Genomic DNA, 18,033 nt, shown 5'->3' with positions numbered 1-18,033 from the left:
AAGCGTAAACAAGAGCCGAAAATGTGCCTCCGCGGTTGTACCGGGGAGGCACAAAAAAGGAGGCCGTAAGCCCCCTACTATTCGTCCCTCGATACCTTTTCGTTGCGCTCGTGGCGTTCCTGCGCCTCAACGGTCATCGTCGCGATCGGCCGCGCTTCCAGGCGACCGAGGCTGATCGGCTCGCCGGTCACTTCGCAATAACCGTACTCGCCGTCCTCGATTCGGCGCAGCGCGGCGTCGATCTTCGAGATCAGCTTGCGCTGGCGATCACGCGTGCGCAGCTCGATCGACCAGTCGGTCTCGCTCGAAGCGCGATCGGTGAGATCGGCCTCGCGCAGCGTATCGGTCTGCAGCTGGTTGAGCGTTCCGGCCGACTCGCGGAAGATATCTTCCTTCCACGCATTCAGCTTATCGCGGAAATAATCCAGCTGACGCGGGTTCATGAAGGGTTCGTCGTTGCTCGGCCGATAGCCGTTGTCGCCGTCATTGGCGGCGGTAGGAACACGTTTACTCGGTTCGTCGAAGCGATCCAAAACAGTAGCCATCCCCACTACTCCACTCCGGTCGCCGCTTGGCTGAGCCGCACGGAGACCGCTTTGCCCTGCGCGGCCCTATACTTATGCGCGAGGGCGTTAACAAGCGCGCCGTTGTTTTAATCCACAGGCGTAATGCCCCGTAAATGGGGGGAAATTAGCGCGGGCTGAACCGGGGGTCGAAGCGCCTGAAAATTAACCGGTAATGTTCACAAAGGGCTACCTACGAACAGGCGCTTCCGTGCCGAAGTAGAACATTAACCTTCGCGGCAGAATTCCTCTAAGCGAAAATCGCGCAATAATATGGTTAATGAACTCTTACGCCGTTGCACTTAATAGTTTGTTTTGCACTTTTCCTGCATTGACAGGCGTGAAGCTGCTGACGGTCCCGTGGGGAGCGACACGCCAGCAAAGGAAGAGTGGGAACAATGTCGGTTCGCATGGCCCTGGCCAAACTGTGCGCCTGCACCTGCGGAGGCGCAGTGATAGGCGGCGGTGGCGTGTACGTCACCGAACGCATTCATCAGCCCCGCGTGGTGAAGCAGGTCACTGTCGCGAAGAAGCGCGTCGTGAAGCGCACGGTCGCGCGGCCCGTGAAGCGAGTCGTGAAGCGCACGGTCACCACGACGACTCAGGGCCAGCCCCAGGTCGTCGTCGTCACGGCGCAGGGCGCACCGATCCCGACGCCCCCGCCTTATGGCGAGATGCCGGTGGTTTCCTCGAGCAGCAGCGGTTCGTCCTCGTCGGGCGTGATCGGCGGCTCGGGCGGCGGCGGCTTCATGGGCGGCTTTTTCGCAGGCGGCTTCTTCGGCGGCAGCGGTTCAGGCTCCGGCTCGGGCAGCGGCTCGAGCGGCATCAACATCGAAATCTCTTCGTCCAACTCGTCCTCGTCAGGCGGCTCGACGTCCACGTCGACGGGCGGCTCGTCCACCTCGACGGGCGGGTCCTCGACTTCCACCTCCACCGGCGGCTCCTCGACTTCCACGTCGAGCGGCGAAGTGAGCTCGACCTCGTCGTCGAGCGGCGACGTGTCCTCGTCGACCTCGTCCTCGTCGAGCGGCGATGTCTCGTCCTCGACTTCGACCAGCTCCTCGACCTCGTCGAGCGGCGACGTCTCGACCTCGTCGTCGAACAGCTCTTCGACCAGCTCGTCCAATTCCTCGTCGACTTCGTCGTCGTCGAACGGCTCGAGCAGCCACTGGAGCAACTCCAGCGGCTGGGGTTCGAGCGGCTGGCATCACGGTTCGAGCAGCTATGGCGGCAGCAGCAGCTGCGGGCATGGCTGCGGCGGCAGCAGCTCGGGCGGCCCCGCGCCGGTCCCGGCCCCGCCGATGATCCTGCTGTTCGGCGGCGCCGCCGCGGCGCTCGTCGCCCGCAAGCGCTTCGCCAAGAAGAAGCCGGACGAAACGACCGAGGCCTGACACACAAGAAAATCGTCATCCTCGCGAAGGCGGGGGATCCAGGGTAACTGAGGGCGACGCTCCTGGCTCTGGATCCCCGCCTTCGCGGGGATGACGTGTATTTGGAGCGGGCGGCTCTATTCCGCCTTGAGCAGCGCCTGCTCGATCTCCGAAACCGGATGGCCGGTCAGATCCTTGGCGAGCTCGCCGGTCAGCCGGTCGCTCACTTCCTTGTGATAATGTTTGCGCAGCTCGCCCAGCGTCTTGGGCGGGGCGACGATGATCAGCGACTCATAGTCTTGGCGCAGCGCGCGCTCCTTGAGCAGCGCGGCAGTCTCGGCGGCGAAACGGTCTTCCTCGAGCTGGTGGAAGTCGACTTCCTCCATGCTGCCACCACCCCATTGCCCGCCACCGCGCGTGCTTGAGGCGCCGCCGGCCAGGTCGGTCGCCTGATCGTGGTGCGAGGGGTTGTGCTTGTCGATCACCTTCTTCTCGACCTGCAGGTTCGGGTTTCGGGCATCGCCCTCGTTCCTCAGGAACAGCATCTTGCGGCCATCCGCGACCACCACGACTGCGTCATGCGGAACCTGCATCTCGAATTCTCCTTTGTTTTGGTTGTGGCTCCTTAACGCCCCCGGACGCGGCAGGGTTGCGCGCGGCGGACTTGCACGCAGGAGTGCGCGCGGTCATACGCCCGGCCATGCACGATATCCGCGCCATCCGTGAGAACCCCGCAGCCTTCGACGCCGGCCTTGCCCGCCGCGGGCTGGAACCGCAGTCCGCCACGCTGCTTGCGCTCGACGAGAAGCGCCGCGCGCTGATCACCGAGGCGCAGACGGTGCAGGCGCGCCGCAACGAGGCCTCGAAGGCGATCGGCGCCGCCAAGGCGCGCCGCGACGACCCCACCGACCTGATGGCCGAAGTCGCTGAGCTCAAGGAGCGGATGCCGCAGATCGACGCCGAGGAGAAGGCAGTCGGCGCGGAGCTCACCGGCCTGCTCGCGTCGATCCCGAACCTGCCCCTCGCCGATGTGCCGCAGGGCAAGGACGAGGACGACAACGCACTCGTCTCCACCGTCGGCGAGCCGGGCAGCTTCGGCTTCGAGGTGAAGGAGCATGACCTGATCGGCCCGGCGCTCGGCCTCGATTTCGAGACCGGCGCGATGCTTTCGGGCGCGCGCTTCACTTTGGTGCGCGGCGCCGCTGCCAAGCTGCACCGCGCGCTCGGCCAGTTCATGCTCGACAGCCTCGAGGCGCAGGGCTTCGAGCAGACCGTACCGCCGCTGCTCGTCCGCGACGAGGCAGTGTTCGGCACCGGCCAGCTCCCCAAATTCGCCGAGGACCTGTTCAAGACCACCGACGGCCGCTGGCTGATCCCCACCGCCGAGGTGAGCCTCACCAATATCGTCCGCGAGAAGATCCTGACCGAGGAAGTGCTGCCGCTGCGCTTCACCGCGCTGACGGCCTGTTTCCGCTCGGAAGCCGGTGCGGCGGGCCGCGACACGCGCGGCTTCATCCGCCAGCACCAGTTCGAGAAGGTCGAGATGGTCTCGATCACCACGCCCGAACAGTCCGAGGCCGAGCATGAGCGCATGACGCAGTGCGCCGAGGGCATCCTCATGGCGCTCGGCCTGCCGTTCCGCCGGATGAAGCTGTGCACCGGCGACATGGGCTTCACCGCGGCGCGCACCTATGACCTCGAAGTGTGGCTGCCCGGCCAGGGCCGCTACCGCGAGATCTCGTCCTGCTCGACCTGCGGCGACTTCCAGGCGCGCCGGATGAATGCGCGCTATCGCCCGGCGGGCGAGAAGGCGACGCGCTTCGTCCACACGCTCAACGGCTCGGGCCTGGCGGTGGGGCGCACGCTCGTCGCGGTGCTGGAAAACTATCAGCAGGAAGACGGTTCGGTCGCGATCCCCGAGGTGCTCAAGCCTTATCTCAAGGGCCTGGAGCGGCTCGAACCGGCAAACTGAGTACCTCCGCATTCAGACGTACCTGACGCGCGCGGAAATGCGCGTTATGGTGCGGCATTATTTGGTTAATGTGGGGGTCGGGGATGATGGCTGCGAAGCGGATGGCGCCGATGGCGCTGCTGTTGCTCGCCGCCTGTATTCCGCAGAGCGGCGGCGCCTATCAGGACACCGGCTATCGCCCGGCGCCGCAGCAGCGCCACGACCGGCAGGACCGTCCCGTCCAGCCGCAACAGGAGCGCTGGGAGCGCCCCGCGCTCGGCAATGAACAGGACGTGCGCCGCCTCCCCGCCCCGCCCCAAGCCTGGCAATCGCGCAAGGCGCAGGCGGATTCGCGCGTGGTCGCGGGCCGCAGCTACACTGTGCAGCCCGGCGACTCGCTGCGCTCGATCTCGGTGAAGACCGGCGCGGGTTCGGAAGCGATCGCGCGCGCCAACGACATCCCGCCGCCCTTCGTGATCCGCGTCGGCCAGAAGCTCGTCATTCCGGGCGGCCGCTACCATCTGGTCCGTGACGGCGAGACCGGCATCGCGATCGCCGTCGCCTATGGCGTCAGCTGGTCGCGGATCATCGCGGTCAACGAGCTCGAAGAGCCGTACATCCTGCGCACCGGCCAGCGGCTGCTGATCCCCGACGACGCCTCGCCATCGGGCCGCCCCGAGACGATCGAGCAGCGCGCCGCGCGCTTCCATCTCGATCTCGGCGTCGACGATATCGTCACCGGCGGCCAGCCCGCCATCGCCGAAAAGGCCAAGCCGGCCCAGCCGACCTCCTCCTCCGCGCGCGTGCTCTCGCCGACCACCCCGGTGGCCGCACCCGCGCGCCTGGCCGGCGGCTTCCAATGGCCGCTCAAGGGCAATGTCATCAAGCGCTTCGGCCCCGGCGCTTCGGGCGAGCGCAATGACGGCATCAAGATCGCCACGCCACTCGACACGCCGGTGCTCGCCGCCGCGGACGGTGTCGTCGCCTATGTCGGTTCGGACATTCCAGCGCTCGGCGGACTAGTGATTATCCGCCATGGCGATGGCTGGACGACAGTGTATGGTCATGCCGGCCAGCTGCTCGTGCAGCGCGGCCAGGCAGTGAAGAAGGGCCAGATGATCGCGCTCTCCGGCAATTCAGGCTTTGCGGACCGCCCCGAACTCCATTTCGAGATTCGCCAGGGCCGCAATCCGGTCGATCCGCTGCCGAGACTGCCCGCGCGCTGATGGCGCTGCAGCCACCCGCCACGCTCAAACGCAAGTCCAGCCTTCCCGTCTGGGCCTCGATCGGGTGGCGTGTGCTGGCGGTGGTGGCGCTCCTAGCTCTCGCGGTGGGCGTCCACTGGATCGAGCGCGACGGGCTGAAGGACACGGCCGACGGCCATGTCAGCTTCCTCGACATCCTCTATTTCACATCGATCTCGGTAACGACCACCGGCTATGGCGACATCGTGCCGGTGAGCAATTCGGCGCGGATGTTCGACGCGTTCATCGTCACGCCGATACGCGTGTTCGTGGTGCTGCTCTTCATCGGCACCGCCTATAATTTCGTGCTCAAGCGAACCTGGGACAAATGGCGCATGGCAGCGATCCAGCGAAACCTTACCGGCCACATCGTCATCGCCGGCTATGGCAGCACCGGCTCCGAGGCGGTCGACGAGCTGATCGCCCGCGGCGAGAAGCCGGCCAATTTCGTCGTCATCGACACCAATGAGGACAATCTGGCGCGCGCCAAGGCGTGCGGCTGCGCGGTGCTGCAGGCCGATGCCACGCGCGATGCGATCCTCGAGGATGTGCGCATTCGCCAGGCCGCCGCGATGATCGTTGCCGCCGGGCGCGACGACACCTCGATCCTGATCACGCTCACCGCGCGCCACCTCGCGCCCGAGCTGCCGATCAGCACGATCGTGCGCAACGAGGACAATGAGCTTCCCGCCCGCGCTGCCGGGGCGACTACGGTCGTCAACCCGGTCAGCTTTGCCGGGCTGCTGCTCGCCAGCAGCTGCACGGGGAATCACCTGACCGACTATCTGATGGACCTGGCCTCGATCCATGGCCGCGTCGCGCTTGCCGAGCGCAAGGTTATGCCGGCGGAAGTGGGCAAGCCGCTCGCCGGCATCGCCACCGGCCTCGGCGTGCGTATCTATCGCGGCGGCCAGCCCTACAGCTTCGCCGAACCCCAGGCGCAGGCGCTGGCGGCAGGCGACATCATCATCGAGATCGTCACCGCCAGCTAGAGGCTCTCGCGGGCCTCGTCACACTCCTCGCAGCCCTCTTCCGGGCCGTGGAGGAAGATCAGCGGATCCTCGCGCACCCGGGCCGCGGCGATCCGCACCAGATCCTCCGCCTCCATCAGCCGCGCCTCGGCATGGCCGACCTGCCCCTCCAGCTGCAGCCCCTCGGCGCGCAGCCAGGTATCGGCGAGCTCGAACTTCGCACAGCAGCTGTCATTTTCGCCGTAATGGACTTCGGCACCCGCGGCATCGATGTAATGGAAGTCGCTGCGATAGGGCGCGCCGCCGAGCAGCTCGGCCAGATGCAGCATCGTGTTGGCGTGGTGCGTCACGCCGAGCAGCAGCACCTGGCCGCCGGCGAGGCGGATGCGGTCGATCGCACTGCCCGGCGCCGCGGGCGGCAGCACGAAGGGGCCGCCGGTGATCCATTCGGCCTGCGGGCCGCGCGCCGCCACTGCATCGAAATGCGGGCTGCGCACGGCATGCGGCATCCGCCAGAACAGATCGGCGACCGCGCCGAGATCGTCGCGATTGACCGTGCTCGCCGGGTCGAAGGGCGCATCGTCGTCGCCCGTCGCCGAAGGCATGGCCAGCGTGCCCTCCGGCCCCAGCGCCTCGCCCAGCGCCGCGATCAGCCCTTCGGCGCCATCCTCGACGGGGCGGACATTGCGAAAGCTGGTGTGGACGAGCAGCACGCCGCCCTCGCGCACGCCCAGCGCGCGGAGCTGCTCGACCAGCCGGGTTCGGGAAATCATCTCCATCCTGACCTTTGGGCTATCTTGACCTGGATGCCATCCCCGCCATGGTCGCGCCATGCCTGATTTCACTGCCCGCGCCCTGCCGATCCTCATGCTCATCGCCTCGAACGTCTTCATGACGATCGCCTGGTACGGCCATCTCCGCTTCAAGGCGGTGCCGCTGGCGCTGGTGATCGGCGTGAGCTGGCTGATCGCACTGCCCGAATATCTGATCGCGGTGCCCGCCAATCGCTGGGGCAGCGCGGTCTATTCCGCGGCCCAGCTCAAGGCGATGCAGGAAGTGATCACCCTGATCGTCTTCGTCGTCTTCTCGGTCTTCTATCTCGGCCAGAAGATCACGGTGAACCATTTGATCGGCTTCTCGCTGATCGCGGGCGGCGCGTGGTTCCTGTTCAAGTCACACGCCTGAGCGTTCAACTGAGCAGCCCGAAGATCGCGCCCATCACCAGGTACATGACGATCCAATAGCCCGCATCGATCAGGAACAGCGATCGCGGCAGCCGCGAGAACAGATAGTTCACGCCGATCGAGGTGGTGATGAAACCCACTCCGATGATCCCGGCGATCACCAGCGAATGGTGGAACCCCACGGTCGTGTCATAGGTGTTGTAGAGATGGTCGAGCATGAACGCCGCGACCAGGTTGAGCACGAAGGTGCTGCCGAACAGCAGCGGCATGTTCACGCCGGCCTTCGCCTCTTCCGGGCTGATCCCGCGCGCCTGCATCCACGCCTTGCCGAACAGCGGCCCGTACCAGAGTCCGCCCACCACGAAGCCGGCCACCGCCGCGGCCAGGATCGCCAACCAGTGAATTTGCATATTGCCTCTCCCCCTATATTTGCAGAGGCATGAAGCTACGCCGGAAAGCCCCGGCTAGCAATTTCGCCAGAAATCCCTATGTCGCGGCCCGATCATGGCAACTAAACTTCCTGAGGCCCCTCGCGTAGGGATGGTGTCGCTCGGCTGTCCGAAGAACCTCGTCGACAGCGAACGCATCCTCACCAAGCTGCGCAGCGACGGCTATGCGATGTCGCCCGACTATGCCGGCGCCGACGTCGTGCTGGTCAACACCTGCGGCTTTCTCGACTCGGCCAAGGAAGAATCGCTCGAAGCGATTGGCGAAGCCATCGCCGAGAATGGCCGCGTCATCGTCACCGGCTGCATGGGCAAGGAAGCCGAGGTCATCCGCGCGCGCTTCCCCAACGTGCTCGCGGTCACCGGCGCGCACCAATATGAGGAAGTGGTTGGCGCGGTGCACGACGCGGCGCCGATGCCGCCCAACGCATTCCTCAATCTGGTGCCGGAAAGCGGGCTGAAGCTCACCCCGCGCCACTACAGCTATCTGAAGATCTCCGAGGGCTGCAACCACCGCTGCGCCTTCTGCATCATCCCGGCGCTGCGCGGCGACCTGGTCAGCCGCCGCCCCGACGCGATCCTGCGCGAGGCGGAGAAGCTGGTCGAGGCGGGCACCAAGGAATTGCTGGTCATCAGCCAGGATACCTCGGCGTACGGCGTCGACATCCGCAAGCAGCCGCGCATGTGGAAGGGCGAGGAGATCGTCCCGCACATGACCGACCTTGCCCGCGAGCTCGGCAAGATCGCGCCTTGGGTGCGGCTCCACTATGTCTATCCCTATCCGCATGTCGACCAGGTCATCCCGCTGATGGCCGAGGGGCTGATCCTCCCCTATCTCGACATCCCGTTCCAGCATGCCAGCCCGTCGGTGCTGCGCATGATGAAGCGCCCGGCCAATGAGGCCAAGGTGCTTGAGCGGCTGAAGAACTGGCGCGCGATCGCGCCCGACCTGACGATCCGCTCGACCTTCGTAGTCGGCTTCCCTGGCGAGACCGAACAGGACTTCCAGTATCTGCTCGACTGGCTCGACGAAGCCCAGCTCGACCGCGTCGGCGCGTTCCGCTTCGAGCCGGTCGAGGGCGCGGCCGCCAATGACCTGCCCGGCGCGGTGCCGGAAGAGGTCAAGGAAGAGCGCTACGCCCGGATCATGGAGAAGACGGCCGCGATCAGCGCCGCCAAGCTCCAGGCCAAGATCGGCCGGACGGTCGAAGTGATCATCGACGAAGTCGGCGAGGAAGGCGGCGCCACCGGCCGCAGCCAGGCCGACGCCCCGGAGATCGACGGCGAAGTGTTCCTGCGCGATGCCGGGCACCTCAACCAGGGCGACATCGTCATGGTCGAGATCGAGGATGCCGACGAGCACGATCTGTACGGCGTGCCGCTGGCCTGAGGCTATTCGGGAAAGGCGGTGCCCCCGGCACCGCCTCCCTCCCCGGCGTCAGCGCGCCTTGGCGTTCAGCCCCATCACCGACTCGACCAGCGTCGCCGCGGCAAGGCCGCCGAAGAACGCTGCTCCGCCAGCAACCATCAGGCCCTGATCGCGCAGCAGAGGCTCGAAGACGTTGATGACGATCACGCCACCTACAGCTCCAAGAATGCCGTCGACCAGACGCCACCAGGGCTCGGGATCCGGATGTGGCGGACGCGGCCAGCGCCACCAGCCCGGCCATTTGGTGCCGCACCATCCCATCATCGCTGCAAAAGCAAATAACATGGCAATTCCTCCCCCATTGCGGGTGAAATGAATCCTGTTGTTATGCTTCGACCCTGTTGGGAGCATAGCACAGCGATACTTGCAAAAGAACGCAGGCTACATTTCCTCCTCGCGAGAGGAACTCGGACGTTACTAACAGGCAATTACACCGTTTCGGGGGGATGAACCCTGAGATGCATCGATGCCCATGCCCCCGTGGCAAGGTGCCCATGCCAGATGGAAAGATGACGGAAACCGCATGCTGGCCTAAGCTTGCGCCAATCTCGTTCCGGAGGCCCAATGTTCCGACCTGCCCTTGCCGCCGCCTTTCTGATCGCCACCCCTGCCGCCGCGCAGCAGCTGACGCCCGCCGAGACCACCCAGGTCGATGCGATCGTCACGCAGGCGCTCAAATCCTCCGGCGCACCCTCGGCCTCGATCGCGATCGTCCGCGACGGCAAGATCGTCTTCGCGCACGCCTATGGCGACCAGGGTCCCGGGATGAAGGCGACCAGCCCGGCCGCGAAATACCAGATCGCGTCGATCTCGAAGCAGTTCACCGCCGCGGCGATCCTGCTGCTCGAGGACGAGGGCAAGCTCAGCCTCGACGACAAGGTGTCGAAATGGGTTCCGGACATCACGGACGCCGACAAGATCACCATCCGCCAGCTGCTCAGCCACACCGCCGGCGTGCAGGATTACTGGCCGCAGGACTATGACTTCGCCGCGATGGAGAAGCCGGTCACGCCGCAGGAGATCCTCGATCGCTGGGCGAAGAAGCCGCTCGATTTCGAGCCCGGCGCGGCCTGGCAATATTCGAACACCGGCTATGTCGTCGCGGGCATGATCATCGAGAAGGCTTCGGGCATGAAGCTGCTCGACTATCTCCAGAAGAAGATCCTCAAGCCGCTCGGCATCGACGCGATGGATCAGGACTATGCCAACGGCAAGGGCTTCCCCCAGGGCAATCACCGCTTCGCGCTTGGTCCTGTCCGCGCGGCCCGACCGGCGGCGCATGGCTGGCTATGGGCGGCGGGCGAACTCGCCATGTCGGCGACCGACCTCGCCAAGTGGGACATCGCCCGGATCGACCGCAAGATCCTGACGCCCGAGGATTGGGAGACGCAGGAGACCTCGATCACGCTTACGGGCGGCGCCGACACGCATTACGGGCTGGGCGTGTCGCTCGGCTACCGCGACGGCGTCCGCACCGTCGAGCATGGCGGCGAAGCGGTGGGCTTCCTCTCCGACAATTTCGTGATCCCGCAGAAGCGCTTCGCCGTGGTCGCACTGGTCAACGCCGATTTCGGGGGCGCGCAGGATGCGATCACCGGCGGCATCACAGACCTGCTGGTGCCCGAAGGTCCGCCCCCGCCGGTTGCCCTCACGCTCGACCAACTGCGCGACCAGCGGGCGCGCCGGGTGTTTGATGAGCTTCGTGCCGGGAAGCTCATGCGGCAGCGGCTGACCGACAACGCCGCTTATTACTTCACCCCCCAGGCGACCGAGGACTATCATGCCAGCCTCGCCCCGCTCGGCGATCCGGTGGGGTTCGAATCGCTCGGCAAGGCCCGGCTGCGCGGCGGGTTCGTCAATCGCAACTACCAGATCACCTATGCCGATGGCCGCAAGCTGGTCGCCATCACCTATGCCGAGCCGGGCGCGGACGGGCGCTTCGAGCAGTTCCTGATCCAGCCGAGGGACTGATGCGCACGCTCGCCCTCGCCGCCGCCGCGCTGTTCAGCGCCACGCCGCCCGATACGGTAACGGTCCGCCCGGTCGATCCGATCACTGTGCAGGACGACGACTTCGCCCGCCACCGCGACCCGGTGGAGTGGAAGGGGCTGGCGGTGACTGCCCATGAGTTCCGCGAGGAGCGCGCGCCGTGGCGGCTGTGGCGGATCGTCAACGTAAAGCATCCGAAGGGTCCGCTTTTCTTCGTTCCGCACGACAATGAGAATGCCGGCTTCGAGGCGGGGCTTGCCGCGGTCCGGAAATATGGCGGCGTGCTGATCGCAGTCGATTCGGGTGTCTCTCCAGGCAATGACGGCGTCCGGATGAATCGCGCGGTCGACTATGGAAAGCCGATCGATCCCAATCGCAATTTCGACAGCGCCCTGCCCGGCTATGCCCACAACATCCTGGCCGACCTGGCCAACGGCGCTTGGCCGATCATCGCGCTCCACACCAATGCAAAGGGCTTCGACACCGGGGACTCGCGCTGCAACAAGGGCGATCCCCAGGGCAGCGGCGTGATCTCGATCCGCTTCTGCGACGACACGCTCAACCCCAGTCCTTCGGTGACCAAGGCCTATCCGTTCGACGACGACGACACCGTCGGCTTCGCGACCTATCTCTCCCGCAACCAGCCGGGCGAAGCCTTTTGCCGCGACGCGATGGTCCAGGCCGACTTCAACGTGGTGCAGGAGCGCGTAGTGGCGAGCGACGGGTCGCTGTCCAACTATGCGGTGCTGCACGGGCTGAGCTATCTCAACTTCGAGACGCTCGACCGGGGGCTGGACCCGGCCGAGCTCGCCCTTGCCCGCGATCGCCTGAGCTTCATGGTCGATCACGCGATTGCGATGTGCGCTCCCAAGGTGAAGGCGATCGGCCGCTAGCCGGCGATCCCGTCCAGCGTCTTCACTGCCTCGGCCGGCAGCACCAGATCGCGCACCGCGAGGTTCTCGCGCAGATGGCCGAGCGACGAGGTGCCCGGGATCAGCAGGATGTTCGGCGCGCGCTGGAGCAGCCAGGCGAGCGCGACCTGCATCGGGGTGGCGTTCAGGCCCTTCGCCACTTGGTCGAGCGTGCCCGACTGGATCGGCGAGAAGCCGCCGAGCGGGAAGAAGGGCACATAGGCGATCCCCGCCTCGGCCAGTGTGTCGATCAGCGCGTCATCCTCGCGGTGGGCGAGGTTATAATGGTTCTGCACACAGACCACCGGGGCGATGCCGCGGGCTTCCTCGATCTGCTTGTGCGTGGCGTTGCTGATGCCGAGATGGCGGATCAGCCCCTGCTCGCGCAGCTTTGCCAGCCGCTCGAACTGCGGCGCGATCGTGCCTTCGCTGAGGCCATGGCCGCCGTCGCCCATCACGCGCAGATTGACTGCTTCGATCGCCTCGAGCCCGAGGTTGCGGAGATTGTCGTGCACTGCCGATTCCAGCTCGTCCGGCGTGAAAGCCGGCAGCCAGGACCCATCCGCACCGCGCCGCGCGCCGACCTTGGTGACCAGCACGAGATCGTCCGGATAGGGGTGCAGCGCCTCGCGGATGATCTCGTTGACGACGTGCGGGCCGTAATAGTCGCAGGTGTCGATGTGGTTGACGCCCGAGGCAACTGCCTCGCGCAGCACCGCGACTGCCTGGTCGCGGTCCTTGGGCGGGCCGAATACGCCCGGGCCGGCGAGCTGCATCGCGCCATAGCCTATGCGGTTCACGGTGCGATCGCCGAGGAGGAAAGTGCTCGCCATGGTACGTCTCCTGAAAACTGGTGGCCGTTATCTAGCCCTTGCCTCGCCGCACGATAACCGGGCACAATCTGCACGGGCTGTGCGGAATCTCGAACAATGGACCTCGACCTCGGCGAATTGAATGCGTTCCTGTCGGTCGCTCGCGCCGGCGGCTTCCGCGATGCTGCACGGGCGACCGGGGCGAGCGCCTCGGGGCTGAGCGAAGCGGTGCGGCGGCTCGAGGCACGGCTGGGCGTGCGCCTGCTCAACCGAACCACCCGCAGCGTCGCGCCGACCGAGGCAGGCGCGCGGCTGATCGAACGGCTCGGCCCGGCGCTCGGCGAAGTCGAGGCGGCGCTCGACGTGGTCAACGTGTTCCGCGACCGGCCGGCCGGCACGCTCAAGCTCAACGTGCCTGTTGTCGCAGCGCGGCTGGTGCTGCCGGCGATCATCCCCGGTTTCCTGGCTGCCTATCCCGAGATCCAGCTCGAGGTTATTGCCGAGGACGAGCTGGTCGATCTGCTCGCCGCCGGCTGCGATGCGGGCATCCGCTATGACGAGCGGCTGGCACAGGACATGATCGCAGTGCCGATCGGCCCGCGCATCCAGCGCTTCGCGACCGGCGCCTCCGCCGACTATCTCGCCCGCCACGGCATGCCCAGGCATCCGCGCGACTTGCTGGATCATGCCTGCATCCGCGCCCGCTTCCCGAGCGGCCGATTGACGACCTGGGAGTTCGAACGCGACGGCGAGGCCATTGCGATCGAAGTGAGCGGCCCGTTGATCGTCAATGTAGGCAGCGCGATCGACCTGATGCTCGACGCCGCGGCTGCGGGCACGGGGATCGTCAGCCTGTTCGAGGACTGGCTGCGGCCAAGCTTCAACAGCGGCGCGCTGGTGCCGGTGCTGGAGGATTGGTGGGAGAGCTTCTCCGGGCCGTTCCTCTATTATCCCGGACGGCGGCTGGTGCCGGCGCCGCTCCGGGCGTTCATCGACTATGTAAAGGCGCATCCGCAATAGCCGTCACCCCGGCGAATGCCGGGATGACGGCTTTGTTCAAGGCAACGCGTACGCGACCACCTCGTCGCCCACCGGCGTTTCCATGAAGTGGTGGCCGCCGGCATAGATGACGAGATACTGCTTGCCGCCCGCCTCATAGACGATCGGGGTTGCCTGGCCGCCCGCGGGCAGCACGGCCTTCCACAGCGTCTTGCCCGTCTTCAGGTCGATCGCGCGGATCAGATTGTCGGTCGAGGCCGCGACGAAGATCAGCCCACCGGCCGTCACCACCGAGCCGCCATTGTTCGGCGTACCGATGCTGATCGGCAGCATCGAGGGGATGCCGAACGGGCCGTTGGTACGCGCCTCGCCGAACGGACGGTCCCAGATCGTCTTGCCGGTGGCCATGTCGATCGCGCGGATCCCGCCATAGGGCGGCTGCTTGCAGAGCAGCCCGGTGAACGGCATCCGCCAGCCGGCATTGACGTTGATCGCATAGGGCGTGTTCGCCTGCGGATCGCCCGCGCCCTCCGCGCCGCCGATCTTGCCGCGGGCCTGGTCGCGCGGTGCCCAGCCGAGCTTGTCGGCCTTGGCGCGCGGAACGAGCCGGACATAGTTGGGCATGTCGTTGTAATTGGCGACGATGATCCCGCGCTGCGGGTCGACGGCGATGCCGCCCCAATCGGTGCCGCCATTATAGCCGGGATATTCGACCGAGGGACGACCGGCCTCGGGCGGCGTGAAGAAGCCCTTGTAGCTCGCCTGGCGATACTGGATGCGGCAAAGCATCTGGTCGATCGGCGACATGCCCCACATGTCACGCTCGGTCAGGTCGGGCTTGCGCAGCGTATGCCAGAGCGAGACGCGCTGGGTAGCGGCGCGCTGCGCCGGCTCGACGCCGCCGCCGGGCACCTTCATCTCGCCTACCGGGGTGAGTGGCTGGCCGGTGCGGCGATCGAGGATGTAGATGTCGCCCTGCTTGGACGGCAGCACCAAAGCCGGGGCGCCCTTATAGTCGACCAGCGTCGCCTGGGCGCCGAAGTCATAGTCCCACACGTCGTTGCGCACTGCCTGGAAGCGCCACTTCGGCTTGCCGGTGGTCACGTCGAGCGCGACGAGCGAGGTCGCGAACATATTCTCCTCGGGGCGGCGCAGCGACGAGTAATAATCGGCGGCGGCATTGCCCATCGGCAGATAGACCAGCCCGAGCTGCTCGTCGCCGCTCGCCATCGTCCACATGTTCGGGGTGCCGCGTGCCCATTCCTTGCCCGCCGGCGGCGCGCCGCTCCAGCTCGGATTCATCATGTCCCAGGCCCAGCGCAGCTTGCCGGTGACGACGTCGAAGCCCTGGATCACGCCCGAGGGCGCCCAGCGATCCTGTCCGTCGAGCACCTGGTGGCCAGTGACGAGCACGCCGCGGACGAGCGTCGGCGGCGAGTTGATCGAGACGAAGCCAGCGGGAACCTTGCCCATGCCCTGCTTGGCATCGGCCTGGCCATTGGTGCCGAAATCGGCGCACGGCTTGCCGTTGCGGGCATCGACCGCGATCAGGCGCGCATCAAGCGTGCCTTCGATGATCCGGGTGGCGCAAGGCTGCTCGGCCGGCGCGTTGGGCACGGCATAATAGACCACACCGCGGCAGGCCGCCGTGTACGGGATCGCGTCATCCGGCACCTTGGGATCGTAGCGCCACTTTTCCATGCCGGTGGCGGCATCGAGCGAGATCATGATGTTCTTGGGCGTGCAGATATAGAGGCTGTCGCCGACCTTGAGCGGGGTGTTCTCCGCGCCATAGGTCTTCCGGATCATCGCGTTGCTGGGCAGATCGCCGGTATGGGTGAGCCAGACCTGCTTGAGCTTCGAGACATTGGCCGGGGTGATCTGGACCAGCGGCGAATAGCGCCGCGCGCTGGTGGTGCCGCCATAGACGGGCCAGTCGGCGCCGGTTTGCTGGCCTGAGGGATCCATCATGCCCGCCGTACCCGGCGCGGGCAGGCCCATCATCACCGGATTGGGCATGCCCGCTGCGGCGGCCCAGAAATTGATGACTGTGAGCACCAGCGCGACCAGCACGCCACCGCCCGCCAGTCGCCACTTGCCCGGCGCGGTGGTCAGCGTCGGCAGCACCAGGATCACGGCGATGGCGAGGACGACCGGCGCGATCACGCGCGGCACCTGCGCCCAGGGATTGGCGCCCGACTCCCACCACGCCCACAGCACGCTGGCGATGACGATGGCGAGGTAGAGCCAGCCGCCGGTCATCCGGCCGCGGATCAACAGCACGCCCGACCAGACCATCAGCGCGCCGGTGATGACGTAATAGAGCGATCCGCCGAGCACCGCGAGCCAGGCGCCGCCGATGGCAAGGACCAGGCCGATCAGCGCGATCACGCCGCCGACGATCATCGCGGCGATGCTTCTGCGTCGGGGCGTCACCTCCACCGGCTCCAGATAGGGAACGCGTTCCCCCTCGTAGCGCGTGTCGGTCATCGCCCTTCTCCCGGTTGCAAGCAGACACCAACAAACCGAGGCCGAAACGATTGCGTTCCATCATGAAGGAAATTTCATGTTGTTCTAAGGGTTAGCCCCGAGCGCCGGCGATCGCCCCATCCTGGCCCCGAATGACAGAAATCGGGCCAAATCCCCCTAGCCCTCGCCGCCCCCATTACCTAGATCAGGGCACATGCCTGATCTCAACACGCTCGTTCAGCCCGACAAGGGCCAGCCCGCCCGCACCATATATGTGATCGACGCCAAGGGCTTCGACGCATGGCTCAATGCTCAACCGCCGCGCCACCGCACCGCGGCCGCGGCGCAGAAGCTGGCGCCCAGTGCCTATTCCAGCGCGATCCTGCCCGGCGACGGTGCCGAGGACTGGTCGGTGGTGACCGTCGTGGCGAACGCAGAACGCCTGTCGCCCTGGTGCCTCGCCAAGCTCGCCGAGACGCTGCCCGAGGGCAGCTACCGCATCGACGGCGCCGAGCCCGGCAAGGCGCTCCATGGCTGGCTCGCCGCCCAGTACAAGTTCGACACCTACAAGAAGGACGAGAAGACCCCGGTCGGCCCGCGCGTGCTGCTCACCGCCGATGTCGCGCGGATCGAGGAAGCCGTGCGCATGGCCAATGCCACCTACAAGCTGCGCGACCGGATCAACACCGGCGCCAATGACATGGGCCCGGCGGATCTCGAGGCTGCCGCCGCCGATCTGGTCAAGGCCTATGGCGGCCAGCTCACCGTGGTGAAGGGCGACGAGATCGAGAAGGGCTATGGCCTGCTCTGGGCGGTCGGCAAGGCTGCCGGCAAGGGCCGTGAGCCGCGCCTGATCGAGATCGAATGGGGCAATCCCGAGCATCCCAAGATCGCGATCATCGGCAAGGGCGTCTGCTTCGACAGCGGCGGCCTCGACATCAAGCCCGCATCGGGCATGCGGCTGATGAAGAAGGACATGGGCGGCGCGGCGCACGCGCTCGCCACTGCCGAGCTGATCATGTCGTCGCGCCTGCCGGTGCGGCTGCACATGCTCGTCCCCGCGGTCGAGAATTCGATCAACGGCGAAGCGACGCGCCCGGGCGACATCATGCGCTCGCGCAAGGGCATCACGGTGGAGAACAGCAACACCGACGCCGAGGGTCGCCTGATCCTCGCCGACGCGCTGACCAAGGCCGAGGAAAAGACCCCCGAGCTGGTGATCGACTATGCGACGCTCACCGGCGCTGCCCGCGTCGCGCTGGGTGCCGACCTCCAGGCGCTGTTCGCCAATGACGATACGCTCGCCAGCGAACTGATGGCCGCAGCGGAGACAGAGGCGGATCCGATGTGGCGCCTGCCGCTCTACGATCCGTACAAGGAGATGCTGAAGTCCGACGTGGCCGACATGGTCAACGCGGCCGAGGCCCCGTTCGGCGGCGCGCTGACCGCGGCCTTGTTCCTCAAGGAGTTCGTGCCCGAGAAGGCGCAATGGGCGCATCTCGACATCTTCTGCTGGAACGGCAGCGCCAAGCCGGGCCGCCCCAAGGGCGCCGAGGCCGTGAGCCTGCGCGCGGTGTGGAAGGTGCTGAAGGACCGCTACGCGAAGTAACGCCAATTCCCCTCCCTCTTAGGGAGGGGCGTGGGTTAGAAAAGGTCGGGCTCGATGCCCGGCCTTTTCTTTTTCCGAAGTGCGTC

General features: G+C 66.4%; 17 protein-coding genes. 10 read left to right on the top strand and 7 right to left on the bottom strand.

The features are described 5' to 3' along the window. Positions 1 to 77: 77 nt before the first annotated feature. On the bottom strand, positions 78 to 545 hold the full coding sequence (dksA, locus tag HZY97_RS02800) for an RNA polymerase-binding protein DksA (RefSeq protein WP_180140370.1): 468 nt from the start codon (positions 543 to 545) through the stop codon (positions 78 to 80). 428 nt (positions 546 to 973) lie between these two features. Here dksA and HZY97_RS02795 point away from each other — a divergent pair, with 428 nt between their 5' ends. After that, the gene (locus HZY97_RS02795) at positions 974 to 1,954 is read left to right on the top strand and encodes a PEP-CTERM sorting domain-containing protein (protein ID WP_257214853.1); all 981 of its coding nucleotides are present in this window, start codon (positions 974 to 976) and stop codon (positions 1,952 to 1,954) included. A gap of 116 nt (positions 1,955 to 2,070) precedes the next feature. Here the strand turns inward: HZY97_RS02795 and HZY97_RS02790 are convergent, their stop codons facing one another. Then, positions 2,071 to 2,526 carry a host attachment family protein gene (locus tag HZY97_RS02790; RefSeq protein ID WP_180140359.1) on the bottom strand — a complete coding sequence of 152 codons (456 nt, stop codon included), beginning with the start codon at positions 2,524 to 2,526 and terminating at the stop codon, positions 2,071 to 2,073. A gap of 107 nt (positions 2,527 to 2,633) precedes the next feature. Between HZY97_RS02790 and serS the strand changes: the two genes are divergently transcribed. From serS to HZY97_RS02775, 3 genes are all read left to right on the top strand, one after another. Beyond that, entirely contained in the window at positions 2,634 to 3,905 is a 1,272-nt protein-coding gene (gene serS / locus HZY97_RS02785; protein WP_180140357.1) for a serine--tRNA ligase, read from the top strand. An 83-nt stretch (positions 3,906 to 3,988) separates the two neighbouring features. Beyond that, positions 3,989 to 5,110 carry a M23 family metallopeptidase gene (locus tag HZY97_RS02780; protein WP_257214852.1) on the top strand — a complete coding sequence of 374 codons (1,122 nt, stop codon included), beginning with the start codon at positions 3,989 to 3,991 and terminating at the stop codon, positions 5,108 to 5,110. After that, positions 5,110 to 6,120 (top strand): TrkA family potassium uptake protein, encoded by a 1,011-nt coding sequence (locus tag HZY97_RS02775; protein WP_180140355.1) that lies wholly within the window; start codon positions 5,110 to 5,112, stop codon positions 6,118 to 6,120. The genes HZY97_RS02780 and HZY97_RS02775 overlap by 1 nt, the downstream gene beginning before the upstream one ends. Here HZY97_RS02775 and HZY97_RS02770 read toward each other — a convergent pair. Continuing rightward, positions 6,117 to 6,872 (bottom strand): AAC(3) family N-acetyltransferase, encoded by a 756-nt coding sequence (locus tag HZY97_RS02770; protein WP_257214851.1) that lies wholly within the window; start codon positions 6,870 to 6,872, stop codon positions 6,117 to 6,119. The genes HZY97_RS02775 and HZY97_RS02770 overlap by 4 nt on opposite strands. Positions 6,873 to 6,930: 58 nt before the next feature. Here HZY97_RS02770 and HZY97_RS02765 point away from each other — a divergent pair, with 58 nt between their 5' ends. Further along, the gene (locus tag HZY97_RS02765) at positions 6,931 to 7,284 is read left to right on the top strand and encodes a DMT family protein (RefSeq protein WP_180140352.1); all 354 of its coding nucleotides are present in this window, start codon (positions 6,931 to 6,933) and stop codon (positions 7,282 to 7,284) included. A 4-nt stretch (positions 7,285 to 7,288) separates the two neighbouring features. Here HZY97_RS02765 and HZY97_RS02760 read toward each other — a convergent pair whose 3' ends face one another. Next, the gene (locus HZY97_RS02760) at positions 7,289 to 7,693 is read right to left on the bottom strand and encodes a DUF1761 domain-containing protein (protein WP_180140350.1); all 405 of its coding nucleotides are present in this window, start codon (positions 7,691 to 7,693) and stop codon (positions 7,289 to 7,291) included. Between the two features lie 94 nt (positions 7,694 to 7,787). On the opposite strand from HZY97_RS02760, the gene rimO reads away from it, so the two are divergent. After that, complete coding sequence (rimO, locus tag HZY97_RS02755; protein WP_180140348.1) at positions 7,788 to 9,119, top strand: 30S ribosomal protein S12 methylthiotransferase RimO; 1,332 nt, start codon at positions 7,788 to 7,790, stop codon at positions 9,117 to 9,119. A gap of 48 nt (positions 9,120 to 9,167) precedes the next feature. Here rimO and HZY97_RS02750 read toward each other — a convergent pair whose 3' ends face one another. Then, positions 9,168 to 9,443, bottom strand: coding sequence for a hypothetical protein (locus tag HZY97_RS02750; RefSeq protein ID WP_180140346.1), 276 nt, complete (start codon positions 9,441 to 9,443; stop codon positions 9,168 to 9,170). Between the two features lie 279 nt (positions 9,444 to 9,722). Between HZY97_RS02750 and HZY97_RS02745 the strand changes: the two genes are divergently transcribed. Then, entirely contained in the window at positions 9,723 to 11,129 is a 1,407-nt protein-coding gene (locus HZY97_RS02745; protein ID WP_180140344.1) for a serine hydrolase, read from the top strand. Further along, complete coding sequence (locus HZY97_RS02740; protein ID WP_180140342.1) at positions 11,129 to 12,040, top strand: hypothetical protein; 912 nt, start codon at positions 11,129 to 11,131, stop codon at positions 12,038 to 12,040. Before HZY97_RS02745 ends, HZY97_RS02740 begins: the two co-directional genes overlap by 1 nt. Here HZY97_RS02740 and HZY97_RS02735 read toward each other — a convergent pair. Next, positions 12,037 to 12,891: an aldo/keto reductase family oxidoreductase gene (locus tag HZY97_RS02735; protein ID WP_180140340.1), complete on the bottom strand. Its 855-nt coding sequence runs from the start codon at positions 12,889 to 12,891 to the stop codon at positions 12,037 to 12,039. The genes HZY97_RS02740 and HZY97_RS02735 overlap by 4 nt on opposite strands. 96 nt (positions 12,892 to 12,987) lie before the next feature. Here HZY97_RS02735 and HZY97_RS02730 point away from each other — a divergent pair, with 96 nt between their 5' ends. Then, positions 12,988 to 13,890 (top strand): LysR family transcriptional regulator, encoded by a 903-nt coding sequence (locus HZY97_RS02730; protein WP_180140338.1) that lies wholly within the window; start codon positions 12,988 to 12,990, stop codon positions 13,888 to 13,890. 36 nt (positions 13,891 to 13,926) lie between these two features. Here HZY97_RS02730 and HZY97_RS02725 read toward each other — a convergent pair whose 3' ends face one another. Then, on the bottom strand, positions 13,927 to 16,359 hold the full coding sequence (locus HZY97_RS02725; RefSeq protein ID WP_180140336.1) for a membrane-bound PQQ-dependent dehydrogenase, glucose/quinate/shikimate family: 2,433 nt from the start codon (positions 16,357 to 16,359) through the stop codon (positions 13,927 to 13,929). Between the two features lie 193 nt (positions 16,360 to 16,552). On the opposite strand from HZY97_RS02725, the gene HZY97_RS02720 reads away from it, so the two are divergent. Next, positions 16,553 to 17,947: a M17 family metallopeptidase gene (locus HZY97_RS02720; RefSeq protein WP_180140334.1), complete on the top strand. Its 1,395-nt coding sequence runs from the start codon at positions 16,553 to 16,555 to the stop codon at positions 17,945 to 17,947. The last annotated feature ends 86 nt before the right edge of the window (positions 17,948 to 18,033 follow it).

Source organism: Sphingomonas sp. R-74633 (assembly GCF_013416555.1).
In the GTDB taxonomy this organism is placed as follows: Bacteria; Pseudomonadota; Alphaproteobacteria; order Sphingomonadales; family Sphingomonadaceae; genus Sphingomonas.
Note: the sequence above shows the minus strand (reverse complement) of the source record. Positions and strands in the feature narration are given on the sequence as shown.